Here is a 19157-nt window from a genome sequence, read left to right on the forward strand (position 1 = left end):
TTCGGCCTGAAGGTTTGTTCAGCCCCCAGTTTCCGCCAGAAGCTGGGCATTTCCGCCCGCAGCCGTCGTGTCGATGCAGACATGCCGTTCCACCCAGACATGGACCCGGTCGGGCAGCCCGGTGATCAGCGGCAGGATCGGCCCGGGGCGGGTGGCAAGCGCGCGACCGTATGACGCCGCATCCCCGTCCCAGCAGATGGCGCCGGAAAACCCGTTCAGTCGCGCCAGTGCCTGGGGTGGCAAGCCTTCGGCCTCGACCGCAAGGCCGCCGAGCGCGCGGACCGCGGCCGCCTGCGCGGGTGCATCTGGCCCGAGGCAGAGGAGCGGCACCCGCTGATACCAGGACAGGCGGTTGGATTCGCCCGTCGGCCCCGGCATGTCGCGGACAAGCTGCGCTTCGCGCGCCGGGCTTGACTGACTGAGCGCCTCTTGCACCTCGGCCTCGCGGGCGATGCCGGTCGCGACGGTCTGGGGCACGGGGGCGCCGAGGGGCGCACCCGGGCGGGTGAACCGACGCAGATAGTCCGGCCCGCCCGCCTTTGGTCCGGTGCCCGAAAGCCCCTCGCCGCCGAAAGGCTGGCTGCCGACCACCGCGCCGATCTGGTTGCGGTTCACATAGATGTTGCCGACATTCAGCCGCCCCACGACATCCTGCACGCGGCTGTCGATCCGGCTGTGCAGCCCGAAGGTAAGACCGTAACCGGTCGCATTGATCGCCGCGACGACCTTGGGCAGGTCCCCGGCGCGGAAGGTCGCGACATGCAGCACCGGGCCAAAGACTTCGCGTTCCAGATCGCCGATGCCGTTCACGCGCAGAATCGCCGGCCCGATGAAGTGACCCGACCCCGGCGCGGGCAGGTGCGCGATCAGGCGGCCCTCCGACTCGGCGGTGGCGATATAGGTGGCCATGTCCTCCCGCGCCCCGGCATCGATCACCGGCCCGATATCGGTCGCCAGATCCCACGGGTCGCCCAGGCGAAGTTCCTGCATCGCCTCGGTCAGCATCTTCAGGATTGCCGGCGCGACATCCTCTTGCAGATAGAGGCAGCGCAGGGCCGAGCAGCGCTGTCCCGCCGACTGGAACGCACTTGCCAGAATGTCGCGGACCGCCTGTTCCGGCAGCGCCGTGCTGTCAACGACCATCACGTTGAGCCCGCCGGTCTCTGCGATCAGGGGTGCGCCCGGCGCCATATGCGCGGCCATCTGCCGCCGGATCGAAAGGGCTGTTTCCGTGGACCCGGTAAAGCAGACCCCCGCCACGCGCGCGTCCCCGGTCAAGGCCGCGCCGACCGACTGGCCCGCCCCCGGCAAAAGCTGAAGCGCATGCGTCGGAACCCCCGCTTCGTGCAGCAGCCGCGTGGCGAATGCAGCAATGAGCGGTGTCTGCTCTGCCGGTTTGGCCAGCACACCGTTGCCCGCGGCCAGCGCCGCCGCGATCTGCCCAGTAAAGATCGCAAGCGGGAAGTTCCACGGGCTGATACAGGTGAACACGCCCTGCGCGGGGTGGGGAAGATCGACGATGCCGGCGCTGTAATAGCGCAGGAAATCGACCGCCTCGCGCAGTTCACCAACCCCGTCGGCAAGGGTCTTTCCCGCCTCTCGCGCAAGAAGGGCGAGGATGGGGCCTGTGTTTTCCTCATAGAGATCGGCCGCGCGCAAAAGGGTCGCGGCGCGGATCCCGGGCGCGGCGTCCCACGGGGCGGCGGCGGCAAGCGCGGTTTCGACGTCCCTCGGTGTGGCCTCGCGCAGGGTGCCTGTCAGGTCTTCGGGGGCCGCGGGATTGCGGCAGGGGGTGGGGGCCGCGCCCTCGGCCTTGCCGGCAAGAAGCGGCGCGGCCTCGAACCGGGTGTCGCGCGCGTCGGCCCGCGCCGTCTCGATCTTCAGCAGGTCGCCCGCATCGGTCAGGTCGAGCCCCTGCGAGTTCCGCCGCCCGGGGGCAAAGAGGTCGGTGCCACGGCGCAAGCTGCCGGTGCCTGTCGGTTGCTCCAGCGCCGCAAAGGGGCAGGCGGCCACGGTTTCGGGCGGCACCGCTTCATCGACGATCTGGTTGACGAAGCTCGAATTGGCGCCGTTTTCCAGAAGCCGCCGCACCAGGTAGGCCAGCAGGTCCCGATGCGCCCCGACCGGGGCATAGATGCGGCAGCGGGTGCCGGCTTCGGACAGGACGATATCGTGCAGACGCTCACCCATCCCGTGCAGGCGCTGGAATTCGAATGCGCCCCGGTCATCGGCCATATCGAGAATGGCGGCAACGGTATGCGCGTTATGGGTGGCGAACTGTGGATAGATCCGGTCGGTCATGCCAAGAAGCTTGCGCGCATTCGCGATGTAGCTCACATCCGTCGCGGCCTTGCGGGTGAGCACGGGGAAATCGCGAAGGCCCAGCACCTGTGCCCGCTTGATCTCGCTGTCCCAATAGGCGCCCTTGACCAGCCGCACCATGATGCGCCGGTCAAGCCGGGCTGCCATGTCGTAAAGCCAGTCGATCACCGCACCCGCCCGGCGCCCATAAGCCTGAACGACCACGCCGAAGCCATCCCAGCCCGCCAGACGGGGTTCGGCCAGAACGGCGGCGATCACGTCGAGCGACAGTTCGAGCCTGTCCGCCTCTTCCGCGTCGATGTTGAGCCCGATGCCCGCATCCCGCGCCTGCAGCGTCAGTTCGCGCAGGCGGGGGACCAGTTCGGCCATCACCCGGTCCCTTTGCGCGATCTCGTACCGGGGATGCAGTGCCGACAGTTTCACCGAAATCCCGGGACTGCCCTGAACATCGCCCCTCGCGGCGGGGGCAATGGCCGCAATTGCGGCTGCATAGCTTTCGTAATAGCGCAGGGCGTCGGCCGAATTGCGCGCGGCCTCGCCCAGCATGTCATAGGAATAGGTATAGCCGCGATCTTCCTGGGTCCGCGCCCGTGCCATGGCGGCCTCGATGGTTTCGCCCAGGACGAACTGGCGCCCCATCTCTTTCATCGCGCGGCCGACGGCGCTGCGGATGACGGGCTCGCCCAGCCGCCGGATCGCAGCGCGCAGATGGCCTGCCATTCCCGGCGGCCGGTCCTCCAGAACCTTGCCTGTCAGCATCAGCGCCCAGGTGGAGGCGTTCACAAGGCTCGACGCCGACTGTCCCAGATGCCGCCCCCAGTCCGAAGGCGCGATCTTGTCTTCGATCAGCGCATCCATCGTCGCCGCATCCGGGACGCGCAACAGGGCCTCGGCCAGACACATGAGGGCGATGCCTTCGTCGGTCGAGAGGCCGTATTCCGCCAGAAAGACCTCCATCAGCCCAGGTTTCGCGCTGCTGCGGATACGGCGCACCAGATCGGCGCCCCGGGCGGCAATCCGTGCGCGGTCCTCGGCCGACAGCGCGGCGCCCTCGACAAGGGCGCGGGTCAAGGTCGTCTCATCGCGCAGGGCGTGAAAGCGGATCAGGTCAATCGGGTCGGTCATCGGCATCCATGGCGCATGAGGGGAATGGTCGCGCATGATAACCCAGTGCCAGCCGCCGTTCCGCCTGATATGGCATGGCTGTGCGGGACGATCGCCCGAAAGCCGGAGAAAAACATGCCCAAGGAACCTGCGGATCTCGACCGTTACGACCATGCCATCCTCCGGGTCCTTGCGACCGAAGGGCGGATCAGCGCCGCGGAACTGGCGCGGCGCATCAGCCTGTCGAAATCCCCGACGCAGGCGCGCCTGAAACGGCTGGAGCAAGAGGGCGTCATTCGCGGCTATCGCGCGATCCTCGACCCGATCCGGCTGGATCAGGCGCATGTGGCCTTTGTCGAGGTCCGGCTATCGGACACGCGCGAGGTCGCGTTGCAGGCCTTCAACCGCGCGGTGCTCGCGCTGCCGGAAATCGAGCAATGCCACATGATCGCCGGCGGGTTCGACTATTTGCTGAAGGTCAGGACCGGGGATATCGCCGAATACCGCCGGGTGCTGGCCGAGCGGATCTCGGCGCTGCCGCATGTCGCCTCAACCTCGACCTATGTCGCGATGGAGGCGGTCAAAGAGGTGTTCTGACGACCTTGCCCCCGGCGGCGCATCCGCTATGGTCGCGCCGCCTGCCCGCGTGGTGGAATGGTAGACACAGGGGACTTAAAATCCCTAGGCGAATGCCGTGCCGGTTCGAGTCCGGCCGCGGGCACCAGTCAGGACCGGATGCCGGAGAACCGCTGTTGCCAGTCGGCGCGCTCTTCGTCCGTGATCTTGCGGAAGAGGACCTCCGGGACCGTGAAGGCATGACCTGCGGGAAGCGAGATCAGGGCTGCGTCAAGATCGGCGGGCCATGTCCAGTCATCGCTGCCCATCGCCACCATCATCGCGCCTGCGGCATCCGGAATGAAGGGCTGCGACAGGATCGCATAGACCCGGATGAGGTTGAGCGCGAGCCGGACCTGCGCCGCCGCCCGCGCCGGATCTTCCTTGACGACCGACCAGGGCGCGGCGCTTTGCAGATATTCGTTTCCTGCGACCCAGATCGCCCGCAATTCGGCGGCGGCCTTGCGGACCTCCATCGCCTCCATATGCATCTCATAGGCGCGGATGCGGGATGCAAGCTCGGCTGTCAGCGCCTCTTCTTGCGGGCCGGTGGCGCCCCCTTCGGGCACCGTCTCGCCGAATTTGGAGCGGCAGAATTTCGTGACCCGGCTGACGAGGTTGCCGAGCACGTCGGCAAGATCCTTGTTCACGCTCGCCTGAAAATTCTCCCACGTGAACTCGCTGTCGGAATTTTCGGGTGCATGGGACAACAGCCACCAGCGCCAGTAGTCCGCAGGCAGGATCGAGAGCGCCTGATCCATGAAGACGCCGCGCCCCTGCGAGGTCGAGAACTGCCCGCCATCGTAGTTCAGGTAGTTGAACGACTTGATGTAATCCACGAGCTTCCACGGCTCGCCGGAACCCATGATGGTGGCCGGGAAGGAAAGCGTGTGGAAGGGCACGTTGTCCTTGCCCATGAACTGGACATAGCGCACGTCGTCCGCGCCCTCGTCGAGCCGCCACCAGCGGCGCCATGCTGCGTCGTCCTGACCGGTCGCATCCGCCCATTCGGCAGTGCCGGCGATGTATTCGACGGGCGCGTCGAACCAGACGTAAAAGACCTTGCCCTCCATCCCGGGCCAGTCTTCGCGGCCCTTCCTGACCGGCACGCCCCATTGCAGGTCACGGGTGATGCCCCGGTCCTGAAGCCCCTCGCCGTCATGCAGCCACTTCCTGGCGATCGAGGTCGTAAGAACCGGCCAGTCGGTCTTGCTGTCGATCCACGCATCGAGCTTGTCGCGCAGGGCCGATTGACGGAGATAAAGGTGCTTGGTTTCGCGCACCTCCAGATCGGTCGAGCCGGAGATGGCCGAGCGCGGGTTGATCAGATCGGTCGGATCGAGCTGCTTGGTGCAGTTCTCGCACTGATCGCCCCGCGCCTTGTCGTAACCGCAATTCGGGCAGGTGCCTTCGATATACCGGTCAGGGAGAAAGCGTCCATCCGCGTGGGAATAGACCTGCTTTTCCGACACCTCGGTGATGTAGCCGTTTTCGGCCAGCTTGCCTGCGAAATGCTGGGTCAGGACGTGGTTGCGCGCGCTCGACGAGCGGCCGAAATGATCGAAGGACAGGCGGAAGCCCTGGGCCAGGTCCTTCTGCACCTCGTGCATTTCTGCGCAATATTGTGCCACCGGCTTGCCTGCCTTGGCCGCGGCGAGTTCGGCGGGCGTGCCGTGTTCATCGGTCGCGCAGATGAACATCACCTCATGCCCGCGGGCGCGCATGTAGCGCGCATAGAGATCTGCGGGCAACTGGCTGCCCACAAGGTTCCCCAGATGCTTGATCCCGTTGATATAGGGAATGGCTGAGGTGATGAGAATGCGTGCCATGCGTACCCCCGGCTGGCTGTCACGGCCCCCTTTATCGCAGCTTTGACCCAAGGACCAGAGCATCGCCCAAGAGCCGTTCGCAGCGGATCGGAGGGGGGTGCGACGCGTTGATGCAGCCTTTTGCAGCACATCCGGCAAAAGGCCGCCGAAAGCGTCATGAAACTGTTGCGACAGCCCGCCGCGAGCCACCGCAAGCCCTTGCGGAGCGGCAATAAAATCGCCACATCGGCAGCCACGATGCTGCATGTGCAAAGGCCGGCGAATCGGGCGGGGTGCTGTTGTGGACAGGCAGTTCCCGGCTTTTTGGACGCGCAGATGCGGTCAGGGCGGAACCAACCTCGCCTGACGGTTTTTATAGTCAGGTCAAACTGTGGCGGATCATACAGGCTTATGGATAGAACTGAGTTGAAGTTCGGATCGATGACCCGGCGGCGGGTCCTGTCGGCGGCGCCTGCTGCTGCCGCGCTCATGGGCTCTGTCGCCCTTCCGTTTCAGCTGCTTGCGCAGGATCAGGGCGCAGCCCCGGTGGGCACCCCCTTTTCGTTTGACCTCTTGACCGAGGCGATGCGGGAAAAGGCGCAGGAACCCTATGCGCCGGTCGAGGCCGTGCCGAGCTTTCTGCAAAGCCTGCAATATGACGACTATCGCCTGATCCGTTACCGCCCCGACCGCGCCCGCTGGCGTGATCAGGAAGGGGTCAATTTCTCGCTGCACGCCTTCAGCATGGGCTGGCTGTTCAACGAACCCGTGCAGGTGGCCGAGGTTGTCGATGGCCGCGCGCGCGAGATGGTCTTCAACACCGATGATTTCGAGTTCCTGAACGATCTGGCGGAACGTATCCCGGAACATGAGGATATGGCCGGTGTCGCTGGCATCCGCCTGAACTACCCGCTCAACCGGTCGGATATTTCCGATGAGCTGGTGGCCTTCGTCGGGGCGAGCTATTTTCGCGCCCTCGGGCAGGGGAACGCCTATGGCATCTCGGCGCGCGGGCTCGCGATCAATACCGGCCTGTCGGCGGGTGAGGAATTCCCGCGCTTTTCGCATTTCTGGCTGGAACGTCCGGCCCCCGGCGCGCGCCAGGTCATCATCCATGCGGCGCTGGAAAGCCCCAGCGTCACAGGCGCCTACCGCTTTGTCATCACCCCCGGCGTGGACACTGTGATGGACGTGACGGCGCGGCTTTTCTTCCGCGCGGATGTTGAGCAGTTGGGCATCGCGCCCCTGACCTCGATGTTCCTATACGACGAAAAGAACCGGGCCACGTTCGACGATTATCGCCCTCAGGTGCATGACAGCAACGGCCTGCTGATCACGCGCAATGACGGGGACGTCCTGTGGCGGCCGCTGAACAACCCGCCGCGCCTTTCGGGTTCCTACTTTACCGAGGTGCAGCCCCGGAACTTTGGCCTTTACCAGCGCGACCGGGATTTCGCGCAGTATCAGGACAAGGAGGCGCGTTATGAACTGCGCCCGTCCCTGAGCGTGGAACCAATCGGCGAGTGGGGACTAGGAAACGTGCGGCTGGTCGAAATTCCGACCGACCTTGAAGTCAACGACAACATCGTCGCGTTCTGGGTCCCCGATACCCCTGTCCGGGCAGGGGATGAACGTGAATTCAGCTACCGGCTGCGTTGGGGGATGCTTGATCCCGATCGCATGACGGACCGGGCCTGGATCGAAAGAACCAGCACCGGTGAGGGCGGGGCATCCGGCGTCGCGGCGCCGGAAGGGCTGCGCAAGTTCGTGGTCGATTTCAAGGGCGGGATGCTGGGCCGCCTTCCGGCCGATGCAGAGGTGGAGCCCGCGATCTGGGTTTCATCGACAGGAGAGGTCGTGAGCCAGACGCTTTCCAAGATGCCGCAGGATGACATGTGGCGACTGGTGCTGGACGTGCAGGGCACACGTGACAGCACGATTGAACTGGTGGCCCATGTTGCAGGTTACGGGCGGAAGCTTTCGGAAACCTGGCTTTATCAATGGATAAGATCATGAACATGATGACGTCCGATATCAAAGCTGAGCGGTCTTATGACCTGCCCAATGCCCCGCTTGCCATGCCCAAGCAGGTTCTTGAACATGACCTGAGCCTCGGCGCCCGCCTTCTTCAGGCGATCATGACGCTGCTGCCGGCGGCCAGGGCGGGGCACTGAACCCGAGATGAACCCCTTGTCCGGCGCCCCGCTGTGGATTGCGCGACTGGCAGCATTGCTGCCGGCGGTGGGTATTGGCGTGGGCGCGGCGCTGCTCTTTCTCCAGTTCGGGGCGGCGGACGGGCTTGACCGGCTGGATATGCTGCGCGCTGGTCTGATCGGGATCAGCACGCTCTGGCTCGCCTGGGGCGCCATGCAGGGGCTGCTTGGTCTTGTGGGCTGGTCGCAGACGCCTCCCCCTTCTTCTGACGCGCCGATCGCCGGTCGCACCGCGATCCTGATGCCGGTCTGCAACGAGGACCCGGTCGAGACCTTTTCGCGCCTTGCGGCCATCGACCGTTCCTTGCGCAAGATCGGGCTGATCCAGCATTTCGACATCGCCGTCCTTTCCGACACCACGAACGAAGAGGTGGCGGCGCAGGAGGAACTGTGGTTCCGCAGGCTTGTGGACGATTGCGCCGCGGAGGGGCGGATGTTCTATCGCCGCCGCCGGATCAATACCGGCAAGAAGGCCGGCAATATCGAGGATTTCATCCAGCGCTCCGGCGGGGCCTATGACTTTGCGCTGATCCTCGATGCGGACAGTCTGATGGAGGGCGCGACCATCGCCGAGATGGTTCGCCGGATGGAGGCCGACCCGGAACTCGGGCTGTTGCAGACGCTGCCCAAGATCATCAAGGCGCGGTCCCGGTTCGGTCGCGCGATCCAGTTCGCGGCGAGCTTTTATTCTCCCGTCTTCGCGCGGGGGCAGGGGCTGTTGCAGGGGCGCTGTGGCCCGTTCTGGGGACATAACGCCATCGTCCGGACCCGCGCCTTTGCCGAAAGCTGCGGCCTTCCGGTGCTGAGCGGCGCGCCCCCCTTTGGCGGTCATATCCTGAGCCATGACTATGTCGAGGCGGCGCTTCTTGCCCGCGCGGGCTGGAAGGTCCGCGTCGACCCGGATCTTGAGGGCTCCTTTGAGGAGGGGCCCGAAAACATCATCGACTACGCGAAACGCGACCGGCGCTGGTGTCAGGGGAACCTGCAGCATATCCGGGTGATCGGTGCGCCCCGCCTGCGGGGCTGGAGCCGCTTTGTCTTCCTGCAAGGCATCCTCGCCTATATCGCGCCGCTTTTCTGGCTGATGTTCATGGCGGCCAGCGTTGCCCAGCCCGCCTTTCGCCACGAACCGAACTACTTTCCGGAGCCTTACCAGCTCTTCCCGGTCTTCCCCAGCAACGAGACCTCAAAGGCGATTGCCCTCGCCATCGGGGTTCTCGGGCTTCTGGTGCTGCCAAAGCTTCTGATCGCGCTTCATGCCGCGCTGAGCGGGCGGTCGCGCTGGTTCGGGGGGAGCGCGCGGGTGTTCCTCACGACGATCTGGGAACTTGCTGCATCCTCGGTGATGGCGCCGATCATGCTGATGTTCCAGACACGCTCGGTCTTTCAGGTGCTGATGGGCATCGACGGGGGATGGCCCGCGAACCGTAGGGGCGATGGCCGTCTGTCCTTTGCCGAGGCATGGGCCGCGAGCCGCTGGATCGTCGTCTTCGGAATCGCGGGCCTTTTTGCGGCGCAGCGCCTTGCGCCCGAACTGGTTATCTGGCTTTTGCCCGTGTCGATCCCGATGATCCTCTCGCCGTTGGTCATCGCGCTATCGTCGCATACCGGGGGCAACTGGTCTCGCGAAGGGTTCATCGTCCGGTCGGAGGTTGCGCCAAGCCCGGTCATCCTCGACCAGATGGCGATTTTCGAGCACTGGACCGGGGCCGGGCAGGCGGCTCCCTCGGGCGATCTTCCGCTCGAGCGCGCGACCTATGCCTGACCGCCCCGGCGGGGTGGCTGCGGCGGGGGTATCGGCCCTGCCGGCAACGGTGGTGCGTGACGCGCGGCTGGATGTGTTCCGTGGCCTTGCGCTGGTGATGATCTTCATCAACCACGTTCCGGGCAATGTGTTCGAGCAGTTCACCAGCCGCAATTTCGGCTTTTCCGACGCGGCAGAGGCCTTTGTCCTCATGTCCGGAATATCGGCAGGTCTTGCCTATTCCAACGGCTTCCGGCGCGAAGGCTGGGCGGCCTTCGTCTCGGCTGCGGCGCGGGTCTGGGGGCGGGCCTGGTCGCTTTATCTGGTGCAGATGACGATAACGGTGATGGCGATTGCGATCTGCGCCGCGGCCGTCAAGTATTTCGGCCTCTACAACATGATCCAGCGGAACAACCTTGGCCCGCTGTTCCGCAATCCGCTGGGCGGGCTGATCGGCTTGCCGACACTGGGGCATCAGCTTGGATATCTGAACATCCTGCCGCTTTACATCGTGCTGCTCTTGATGACGCCGGCGATGTTCGCATTGGGATTGCGCCGGCCGCTGGCGTTGCTGTGCGTGTCCGGCACGGTCTGGCTTTGCAGCGGGTTCTGGCGGATCAACCTGCCCGCCTATCCGAACCCGGGCGGATGGTTCTTCAACCCTCTCGCTTGGCAGTTCCTGTTCGTCATCGGGCTCTGCACCGGCGCCGCGATGAAGGAGGGGCGGCGTCTTGTGCCCTTGCGGCCGGGCCTTTTGCAGGCCTCCATCGCCTTTGCCCTGGTCGTTTTCCTGTGGATGCGGGTGCCCGAGATCGGGTCGATGGGGCGTTCGGCCCTGGCCGAGATGCGCAGCTGGGGCATTCCGTCCTTCCTGGCCGGGTTCAACAAGACATACCTTGCGCTGCCGCGTCTTTTGCATGTGCTGGCGCTGTTCTACATCGTCAGCGCGCTGCCTGCGGTCCGCGCCTTCTGCCAGAACCGATGGCTCTGGCCGTTGGAGATCATGGGACGGCACGCGCTGACCGTCTTTGCCGCGGGGTCCGTCCTCTGCATCCTCTTGCAGGCGGCCAAGCTCTGGTGGCCGGTCGGCGCGGGGATGGATGCGTTCCTGATCGGAAGCGGCCTTTTGGTGCAACTCTTGCTCGCCATGGGGCGAGAGGCCTTGGCCCGTCAGCGCGCGGCGATAGCCTGATCCTATCGGATCACGGTTCGTTGGCCTTGAATCTCCTATCGCGGCCTGCGATCCTGCCGGCTGGCAGTCAACCGCCCTGCGCGGTGAGCAACCGGGGGAGGGGGCGCATGGCCTTGGATGAAAAAGGGGTGTGGAAGTCCGGTCGCGGGCGCGGCAGGCGCACGCCAAAAGGCCGGCAGCTTGATGACGCTGCGCTGGCCGAGGTGCAGGCGCTTCTGGAGGGAATGCCGCGCCGGCGCGATCTGCTGATCGAATACCTCCACCGGATTCAGGATACGTTCGGCCATCTGCCCGCCGCCCATCTGCGCGCACTGGCCGAGGAACTGCGCATCGCGATGGCCGAGGTCTGGGAGGTCGCGACATTCTACGCCCATTTCGATCCGGTAAAGGAAGGTGACACCCCGCCGCCCGATCTGACGATCCGGGTCTGCGATTCCCTGTCCTGTGAGCTTGCGGGGTCCGAGGCGCTTCTGGCCGCGCTTGAGGCCGGGCATGACCCGGCGCGGGTGCGGGTGCTGCGCGCGCCCTGCATGGGGCGGTGCGACACCGCGCCGGTGGTCGAGGTCGGGCATAACCACATCGCCCATGCCACGCCTGAACGCATCGCCGACGCCGTCGCCACAGGCGCGACGCATCCGCATATTCCCGAATACGAGGCGCTTTCGCATTATCGCCACGCGGGCGGATATGCGGTGCTCGAACGGCTGCGCGCGGGGGGCAACCCCGAGGACGTGCAGGAGACGCTGCTTCATTCCGGTCTGCGCGGTCTTGGCGGCGCCGGCTTCCCCTCGGGCCGCAAATGGTCATTCGTCCGCGCGGCGCAGGGTCCGCGCTATCTTGCCGTGAACGGGGACGAGGGCGAGCCGGGCACATTCAAGGACCGCTACTATCTGGAACGCGCGCCGCATCTGTTCCTTGAGGGGATGCTGATCGCAGCTTGGGCGGTCGAGGCGGATCGCTGCTTCATCTACATGCGCGACGAATATCCCGCGATCCTCGAAATCCTGCGGCGCGAGATCACCGCGCTGGAGGCGGCGCATCTGATCCAGCCGGGCTATGTCGAACTGCGGCGTGGCGCGGGCGCCTATATCTGCGGCGAAGAATCCGCGATGATCGAGTCGATCGAGGGCAAGCGCGGCATCCCCCGCAATCGCCCGCCCTATGTGGCGCAGGTCGGGATATTCAACCAGCCGACGCTGGTTCACAACGTCGAAACACTGCACTGGGTCGCGCGCATCTGCCGCGAGGGGCCGGAGATCCTGCGCGACGTGGAAAGGAACGGCCGCAAGGGGATGCGCAGCTATTCGGTGTCGGGGCGCGTGGCCAGGCCGGGTGTCTACCTGCTGCCGGCCGGGTCGACGATAACCGAGGTGATCGAGGCGGCGGGCGGGATGGCGGAAGGCCATGTGTTCAAGGCCTACCAGCCGGGTGGCCCATCCTCGGGCCTGCTGCCGGCCAGCCTGAATGACGTGCCGCTGGATTTCGACACGCTTCAGGCGCATGGCACCTTCATCGGATCGGCCGCGGTGGTGGTCCTGTCGGATCAGGACAGCGCCCGCGATGCCGCGCTCAACATGCTGCGGTTCTTTGAATCCGAATCCTGTGGTCAGTGCTCCCCCTGCCGGGTCGGCTGCGAAAAGGCGGTCAAGCTGATGCAGGCGCCGAAATGGGACCGGGCGCTGCTGGACGACCTGTGCACGGTGATGGCCGATGCCTCGATCTGCGGGCTGGGGCAGGCGGCCCCGAACCCGATCCGGCTGACCCTGCAACATTTCCCCGATGAGGTCTGAGATGATCCGCTTTACGCTTGACGGGCGCGAGGTTCAGGCGCGCGACGATGAAACCATCTGGGAGGTGGCAAAGCGCGAAGGCACGCTGATCCCCCACCTTTGCCACAAGGACGCGCCCGGCTATCGCAGCGACGGCAACTGCCGCGCCTGCATGGTAGAGATCGAGGGCGAGCGTGTGCTGGCCCCCAGCTGCATCCGCAAGCCGGCTGATGGCATGGTCGTCAACAGCCAGTCCGCGCGGGCCGAGACCTCTCGGCGGCTGGTGATGGAACTGCTGCTGGCCGACCAGCCCGAACGGGACATGGCGCATGATCGGTCCTCGCACCTGTGGGACATGGCCGATGCGCAGGGGGTTGTCACGTCCCGATTCCCGACGCTGGAGGTGGAGCGCATCCCGCTGCTGGACGACAGCCACGTGGCGATGCGGGTGAACCTTGACGCCTGCATCCAGTGCAACCTCTGCGTCCGCGCCTGCCGCGAGGTGCAGGTGAACGACGTGATCGGCATGGGCGGGCGCGGGCATGACGCCTATCCGGTGTTCGATTTCGACGATCCCATGGGCGACAGCACCTGCGTCGCCTGCGGTGAATGTGTGCAGGCCTGCCCCACGGGCGCGCTGATGCCTGCGATCCTTGATGCCGAGGAACGTGGCGACAGCCGCGACTTTGACCGTGAAGTGCAAAGCGTCTGCCCCTTCTGCGGCGTAGGGTGTCAGGTGAGCCTCAAGATCAAGGGTGATCGCGTCACCCACGTGGACGGCATCAACGGCCCCGCGAACGAAGGCCGCCTCTGCGTCAAGGGCCGCTTCGGCTTTGACTACATCCACCACCCGCACCGGCTGACCGTCCCGCTGATCCGGCGGACCGATGCGCCACCCAAGGGGCTGGACGTCGATCCCGCCAACCCCTGGACCCACTTCCGCGAGGCGACCTGGCAAGAGGCGCTGGACCTGGCCGCGAATGGCCTTGCCCAGTTGGACGCAGCCCATGGTGGCCAGTCAGTCGCGGGCTTTGGCAGCGCCAAATGCACGAACGAAGAGGCCTATCTGTTCCAGAAGCTGATCCGCCAGCGCTTCGGGCATAACAACGTCGACCACTGCACGCGGCTTTGCCATGCGTCCTCGGTCGCGGCGCTGATGGAAAACGTCGGTTCCGCCGCCGTGACGGCCACCTTCAACGAGATCGAGAATGCCGACGTCGCCATCGTCATCGGCGCGAATCCGGTCGAAAACCACCCCGTGGCCGCGACCTTCTTCAAGCAGTTCGCCAAGCGCGGCGGCAAGCTGATCGTGATGGACCCGCGCGGGCAGGCGTTGAAGCGGCACGCGACGCACATGCTCCAGTTCCGCCCCGGCGCGGACGTGGCGATGCTGAACGCGATCATGGCGACGATCGTCGAGGAAGGGCTCTACGACCAGCAATACATCGACGCCTATACCGAGAACTGGGAGGCCGAGAAGGCGCATCTGGCGCAGTTCGCGCCGGAAAAGATGGCCGAACATTGCGGCATCCCGGCTGAAACGCTCCGCCAGGTGGCGCGGGATTTTGCGACCTCGCGGGCCGGGATGATCTTCTGGGGGATGGGCGTTTCTCAGCACATCCATGGCACCGACAATTCCCGCTGCCTGATCAGCCTCGCGCTCATGTGCGGGCATGTGGGGCGGCCGGGGACAGGGCTGCATCCGCTGCGGGGGCAGAACAACGTTCAGGGGGCGTCAGACGCAGGGCTGATCCCCATGTTCCTGCCGGATTATCAGACGGTGACGGATGACGCGGTGCGGACCCGGTTCTCCGAAATCTGGGGCAGCGGCGACTTTTCTGCGCAAAAGGGCCTGACGGTCACGGAAATCCTTGATGCGGTGCATGAGGGCACGATCCGGGGCATGTATATCCTTGGCGAGAACCCGGCGATGTCCGACCCGGACGTGACGCATGCGCGCGAGGCGCTGGCCAAGCTCGACCATCTTGTGGTGCAGGACATCTTCCTGACGGAAACCGCGAACTATGCGGATGTGATCCTGCCCGCGGCTGCCTTCTATGAAAAGGCCGGGACGGTGACCAACACCAACCGCCAGGTGCAGATCGCGCGGGCGGCGGTGCGGCCCCCGGGGCAGGCCCTTCCGGATTGGCAGATCACGGTGGAGCTCGCGCGCCGGCTTGGCCTCGACTGGCAGTACACCGACCCGTCCGAGGTTTATACCGAGATGGCGCGGGGGATGCGCAGCCTCGACAACATCACCTGGGACCGGCTGGTGAATGACGGCGCGGTGACCTATCCCAGCCTCTCGCCCAGCGATCCGGGGCAGGCAATCGTCTTTGGCGATGGCTTCCCGAGGGCCGAGGGGCGCGCGCGCTTTACCCCCGCCGCCATCATTCCGCCGGATGAGGTGTCGGATAGCGAATTCCCGATGGTGATGACCACGGGGCGGCAGCTGGAACACTGGCACACAGGGTCGATGACCCGCCGGTCGCGCGTGCTGGACGCGGTGGAGCCCGAGGCGAACTGCTCCCTTCACCCGGCCACGCTGCGGCGTCTGGGGGTGGAAGCGGGCGGCATGGTGCGCCTGATCACCCGGCGGGGCGAGATCACGATCATGGCCCGGGCCGACCGCGCCGTGGCCGAGGATATGGTCTTTGTCCCCTTCGCCTATGTCGAAGCCGCGGCCAACGTGCTGACGAACCCGGCGCTCGACCCCTATGGCAAGATCCCGGAATTCAAGTTCGCCGCCGTCCGTGTCGAACCTGCAGGGGCGATGGCGGCGGAATAGGTGGACGCCCGGCGCAGGGGCTTTTAGCATCCTGCCCGGGCCTGCCCCTTTGGGCCACGTGGCCCGGGAAGGGGACAGATGAAGCTTTATCATTCCGCAACCTCGCCATTCGCGCGCAAGGTGGTCGTCGTTCTTATGGAAACCGGGCAGGCCGGGGCGGTCACGCTGGTTCCCGGCAGCGGCACGCCGGTCGATCCCGGAAACCAGCCGCTTGCCCATAATCCGCTGGGCAAGATCCCGACACTGGTGCGCGACGATGGACCGGCGCTTTACGACAGCCGCGTGATCTGCCGGTATCTGGATGCGCGGGCGGGCCGGCGGCTTTATCCCGAAGGGGCGCGGGAATGGGACGCGCTGGTGCTGGAATCGACGGCGGACGGCATGATGGATGCGGCGCTTCTGATGGTCTACGAGACCCGCGTCCGCCCTGAAGAGGCGCGCCTGCCCGCCTGGGTCGAGGGGCAGTGGACCAAGATCGCCCGCGCCCTAGACACGCTCGAGGCGCGCTGGATCAGCCACCTGAACGGGCCGCTCGACATCGGCCAGATCGCCGTAGCCTGCGCGCTGGGTTATCTGGACCTGCGGCATGGCGAGCGTGGCTGGCGCACCGGGCGCCCGGCGCTGGCCGAGTGGTTCGCCACCTTTTCGCAGCGCCCCTCGATGACCGCGACGCGGGCCGACCAGTGACATGCCTGCGACAATCGGCTTGCCACATCCGGTCTTGAAAGTGGAAATGGCTACTGGACGGCTTTCCCGGCCAAGGCTAGAACCGGCCCGGGAAGGCGGCAGGAAACTGCGGCCCAATCATCGTATTGGCCGTCGGAACCGGTCATGGAAGGGAGTTATCTCGTGTCCCACGCAGAAGAGAACGCAGGCACTCGCAGGGATTTCCTGTACTATGCCACGGCAGGTGCGGCGACCGTAACGGTCGGTGCCGCAGTCTGGCCGATTGTCAACCAGATGAACCCCTCGGCGGATGTGCAGGCGCTGGCCTCGATCTTCGTCGATGTAGGCGGGGTCTCTGTCGGCAGTCAGCTGACCGTCCAATGGCTGGGCAAGCCCGTGTTCATCCGGCGCCGGTCCGAGGCCGAGATCGCGGATGCGCGCAGCGTCGTGCTGGGCGACCTGATGGATACCGACGCGCGCAACGCCAACATCCGCGAGGCGTCGGCCGACGACCAGAACCGGACGCTGGACGAAGCGGGCGAGTGGCTGGTGATGATGGGGGTCTGCACCCATCTCGGTTGCGTTCCGCTGGGCAATGGTGCGGGTGATTTCGGTGGCTGGTTCTGCCCTTGCCACGGGTCGCACTATGACACCTCGGGCCGTATTCGCCGTGGGCCCGCGCCCGAGAACCTGCACGTTCCCGTCGCGCAATTCGTCGATGAAACAACGATTCAGCTGGGCTGAGGGAGAGTAAGATGGCCGGTATTCCGCACGACCATTATGAGCCCAAGACGGGGGGCGAGAAGTGGCTCCACCGCCGTCTTCCGGTGGTGGCACTTCTTTATGACACGATCATGCTGCCCACGCCCAAGAACCTGAACTGGATGTGGATCTGGGGCATCGTCCTCATGTTCACGCTGGTCCTGCAGATCGTGACCGGCATCGTTCTGGTCATGCACTACACGCCGCATGTCGATCTCGCCTTTGCAAGCGTCGAGCACATCATGCGGAACGTGAATGCCGGCCACATGATCCGCTACCTGCACGCCAATGGCGCGTCGCTCTTCTTCGTGGCGGTCTACCTCCATATCTTCCGCGGCCTCTACTACGGCTCCTACAAGGAACCGCGCGAGGTGACGTGGATCATCGGGATGCTGATCTACCTTCTGATGATGGCGACCGCCTTCATGGGGTACGTTCTGCCCTGGGGCCAGATGTCCTTCTGGGGCGCGACCGTGATCACCGGCCTTTTCGGCGCCATTCCGGGCCTCGGCGAAAGCATCCAGACCTGGCTTCTGGGTGGTCCGGCGGTGGACAACGCGACGCTCAACCGCTTCTTCTCGCTGCACTATCTGCTGCCCTTCGTGATTGCCGGTCTGGTGATCGTCCATGTCTGGGCGTTCCACCACACGGGCAACAACAACCCGACCGGGGTCGAGGTGCGCCGCACCTCCAAGGAAGAGGCCGCGCGCGACACGGTTCCGTTCTGGCCTTACTACATCCTCAAGGATTTCGTGGGCCTCGGCGTCGTCCTGATCATCTTCTTCGCCATCGTCGGCTTCATGCCGAACTACCTCGGGCACCCGGACAACTACATCCCGGCGAACCCGCTTGCGACGCCGTCGCATATCGTGCCCGAATGGTACTTCCTGCCGTTCTACGCGATCCTGCGCGCCTTCACGAGCGATGTGTGGATCGTGCAGCTGACGCAGTTCGTGACCTTCGGCATCATCGACGCGCGCTTCTTCGGGGTGCTGGCGATGTTCGGCGCCATCGCGGTCATGGCGCTGGCGCCCTGGCTCGACACGTCGTCGGTGCGGTCGGGTCGCTACCGGCCGATGTTCAAGTGGTGGTTCTGGCTGCTGATCGTCGACTTCCTGGTGCTGACCTGGGTGGGCGCGATGCCGGCCGAGGGGATCTATACCTGGATTTCGCTGATCGGATCGACCTACTGGTTCGCCTACTTCCTTGTCATCCTGCCGCTGCTTGGCGTGATCGAGAAGCCGCTGACCCCGCCCGCGACGATCGAAGAGGCCTTCCTCGCTGCGAACTCCAAGAAAAAGGGTGGCTCTGACACCCCGGCCATGCCGGCCGAGTGAAAGAGAAAGGACTGTCACAGATGATCCGCAAACTTGCACTCACCGCCTTCATGGCGCTGGCACTGACGGCAGGCGGCGCACAGGCCGCAGGCGAAGAGGGGCATGTCGTCGACTTCGAATTCCCGTTCGAAGGTCCCTTCGGCCGCTATGACCGGAACCAGCTTCAGCGGGGCCTGCAGATCTACACCGAGGTCTGCGCGGCCTGCCACGGGCTGCAGCACGTGCCGTTCCGCACCCTGGGGGATGAGGGCGGACCCGCCCTGCCCGAGGATCAGGTTCGTGCCTATGCCGCGAACTTCGAGGTGTTCGATCCGGAAATCGACGATTTCCGTCCTGCCGCCGCCCCCGACCATTTCCCGGGAAGCGGTCTGGAAACCGCCCCTGACCTGAGCCTGATGGCCAAGGCGCGTTCCGGTTTCCACGGCCCCTACGGGCTGGGCATCAACCAGCTTCTGCGCGGGATCGGCGGGCCGGAATACATTGCCTCGATCCTCTACACCTACACGGGTGAAGAACGTGAAGAGGCCGGCACCGTGTTCTATGAAAACCTCGCCTTCCCGGGCGGGTGGATCGCCATGGCGCCGCCGCTTTACGATGGCGCGGTGGAATTCGCCGATGGCAGCCCGAACGACGTGCGTTCCCTGTCCAAGGACGTGTCGGCCTTCCTGATGTGGACCGCCGAACCCAAGATGATGGCGCGCAAGCAGGCGGGCCTGACCGGCGTGATCTTCCTGACGGTGCTGACGGTGCTTCTCTATCTGACGAACAAGCGTCTGTGGATGAAGGTCAAGTACGACACCCGCCGCGAGCACTGATCCCGGCAAACCTGTTCAAGCG

13 protein-coding genes and 1 tRNA gene are annotated in these 19157 nt (G+C 65.3%); 12 read left to right on the top strand and 2 right to left on the bottom strand.

Features of this window, described 5'->3' with window-relative positions; all coding sequences use genetic code 11:
• Positions 1-18: 18 nt before the first annotated feature.
• Positions 19-3453 (bottom strand): bifunctional proline dehydrogenase/L-glutamate gamma-semialdehyde dehydrogenase PutA, encoded by a 3435-nt coding sequence (gene putA, locus ACFSGJ_RS13295; RefSeq protein WP_417398445.1) that lies wholly within the window; start codon positions 3451-3453, stop codon positions 19-21.
• 108 nt (positions 3454-3561) lie between these two features.
• On the opposite strand from putA, the gene ACFSGJ_RS13300 reads away from it, so the two are divergent.
• The gene (locus ACFSGJ_RS13300) at positions 3562-4023 is read left to right on the top strand and encodes an Lrp/AsnC family transcriptional regulator (protein ID WP_390262649.1); all 462 of its coding nucleotides are present in this window, start codon (positions 3562-3564) and stop codon (positions 4021-4023) included.
• A gap of 43 nt (positions 4024-4066) precedes the next feature.
• Positions 4067-4150 (top strand) — tRNA-Leu (locus ACFSGJ_RS13305).
• A gap of 1 nt (position 4151) precedes the next feature.
• On the opposite strand, the gene metG is transcribed toward ACFSGJ_RS13305, so the two are convergent.
• A complete protein-coding gene (metG, locus tag ACFSGJ_RS13310) occupies positions 4152-5870 on the bottom strand; it encodes a methionine--tRNA ligase (RefSeq protein ID WP_390262651.1) in 1719 nt (572 codons plus the stop codon).
• Positions 5871-6290: 420 nt separating this feature from the next.
• Here metG and ACFSGJ_RS13315 point away from each other — a divergent pair, with 420 nt between their 5' ends.
• The 10 genes from ACFSGJ_RS13315 (at position 6291) to ACFSGJ_RS13360 (ending at position 19135) form a co-directional block, all read left to right on the top strand.
• Positions 6291-7865 (top strand): OpgD/OpgG family glucan biosynthesis protein, encoded by a 1575-nt coding sequence (locus tag ACFSGJ_RS13315; protein WP_390263114.1) that lies wholly within the window; start codon positions 6291-6293, stop codon positions 7863-7865.
• Complete coding sequence (locus ACFSGJ_RS13320; RefSeq protein WP_390262654.1) at positions 7862-8023, top strand: hypothetical protein; 162 nt, start codon at positions 7862-7864, stop codon at positions 8021-8023. Before ACFSGJ_RS13315 ends, ACFSGJ_RS13320 begins: the two co-directional genes overlap by 4 nt.
• Positions 8024-8030: 7 nt before the next feature.
• The gene (mdoH, locus tag ACFSGJ_RS13325) at positions 8031-9827 is read left to right on the top strand and encodes a glucans biosynthesis glucosyltransferase MdoH (RefSeq protein WP_390262657.1); all 1797 of its coding nucleotides are present in this window, start codon (positions 8031-8033) and stop codon (positions 9825-9827) included.
• Positions 9820-10998: an OpgC family protein gene (locus ACFSGJ_RS13330; RefSeq protein ID WP_390262660.1), complete on the top strand. Its 1179-nt coding sequence runs from the start codon at positions 9820-9822 to the stop codon at positions 10996-10998. Before mdoH ends, ACFSGJ_RS13330 begins: the two co-directional genes overlap by 8 nt.
• A 107-nt stretch (positions 10999-11105) precedes the next feature.
• A complete protein-coding gene (locus ACFSGJ_RS13335) occupies positions 11106-12788 on the top strand; it encodes an NAD(P)H-dependent oxidoreductase subunit E (protein WP_390262663.1) in 1683 nt (560 codons plus the stop codon).
• 1 nt (position 12789) lies between these two features.
• The gene (fdhF, locus tag ACFSGJ_RS13340) at positions 12790-15555 is read left to right on the top strand and encodes a formate dehydrogenase subunit alpha (protein WP_390262665.1); all 2766 of its coding nucleotides are present in this window, start codon (positions 12790-12792) and stop codon (positions 15553-15555) included.
• A gap of 78 nt (positions 15556-15633) precedes the next feature.
• Positions 15634-16242, top strand: a complete 609-nt coding sequence (locus tag ACFSGJ_RS13345; RefSeq protein WP_390262668.1) for a glutathione S-transferase — start codon at positions 15634-15636, stop codon at positions 16240-16242.
• Positions 16243-16404: 162 nt separating this feature from the next.
• On the top strand, positions 16405-16965 hold the full coding sequence (gene petA / locus ACFSGJ_RS13350; RefSeq protein WP_390262671.1) for a ubiquinol-cytochrome c reductase iron-sulfur subunit: 561 nt from the start codon (positions 16405-16407) through the stop codon (positions 16963-16965).
• 11 nt (positions 16966-16976) lie between these two features.
• Entirely contained in the window at positions 16977-18320 is a 1344-nt protein-coding gene (petB, locus tag ACFSGJ_RS13355) for a cytochrome b (protein WP_390262674.1), read from the top strand.
• A 20-nt stretch (positions 18321-18340) separates the two neighbouring features.
• Positions 18341-19135: a cytochrome c1 gene (locus ACFSGJ_RS13360; RefSeq protein ID WP_390262677.1), complete on the top strand. Its 795-nt coding sequence runs from the start codon at positions 18341-18343 to the stop codon at positions 19133-19135.
• The last annotated feature ends 22 nt before the right edge of the window (positions 19136-19157 follow it).

The sequence above is a fragment of the Halodurantibacterium flavum genome (assembly GCF_042681825.1).
Classification (GTDB): domain Bacteria; phylum Pseudomonadota; class Alphaproteobacteria; order Rhodobacterales; family Rhodobacteraceae; genus Halodurantibacterium; species Halodurantibacterium flavum.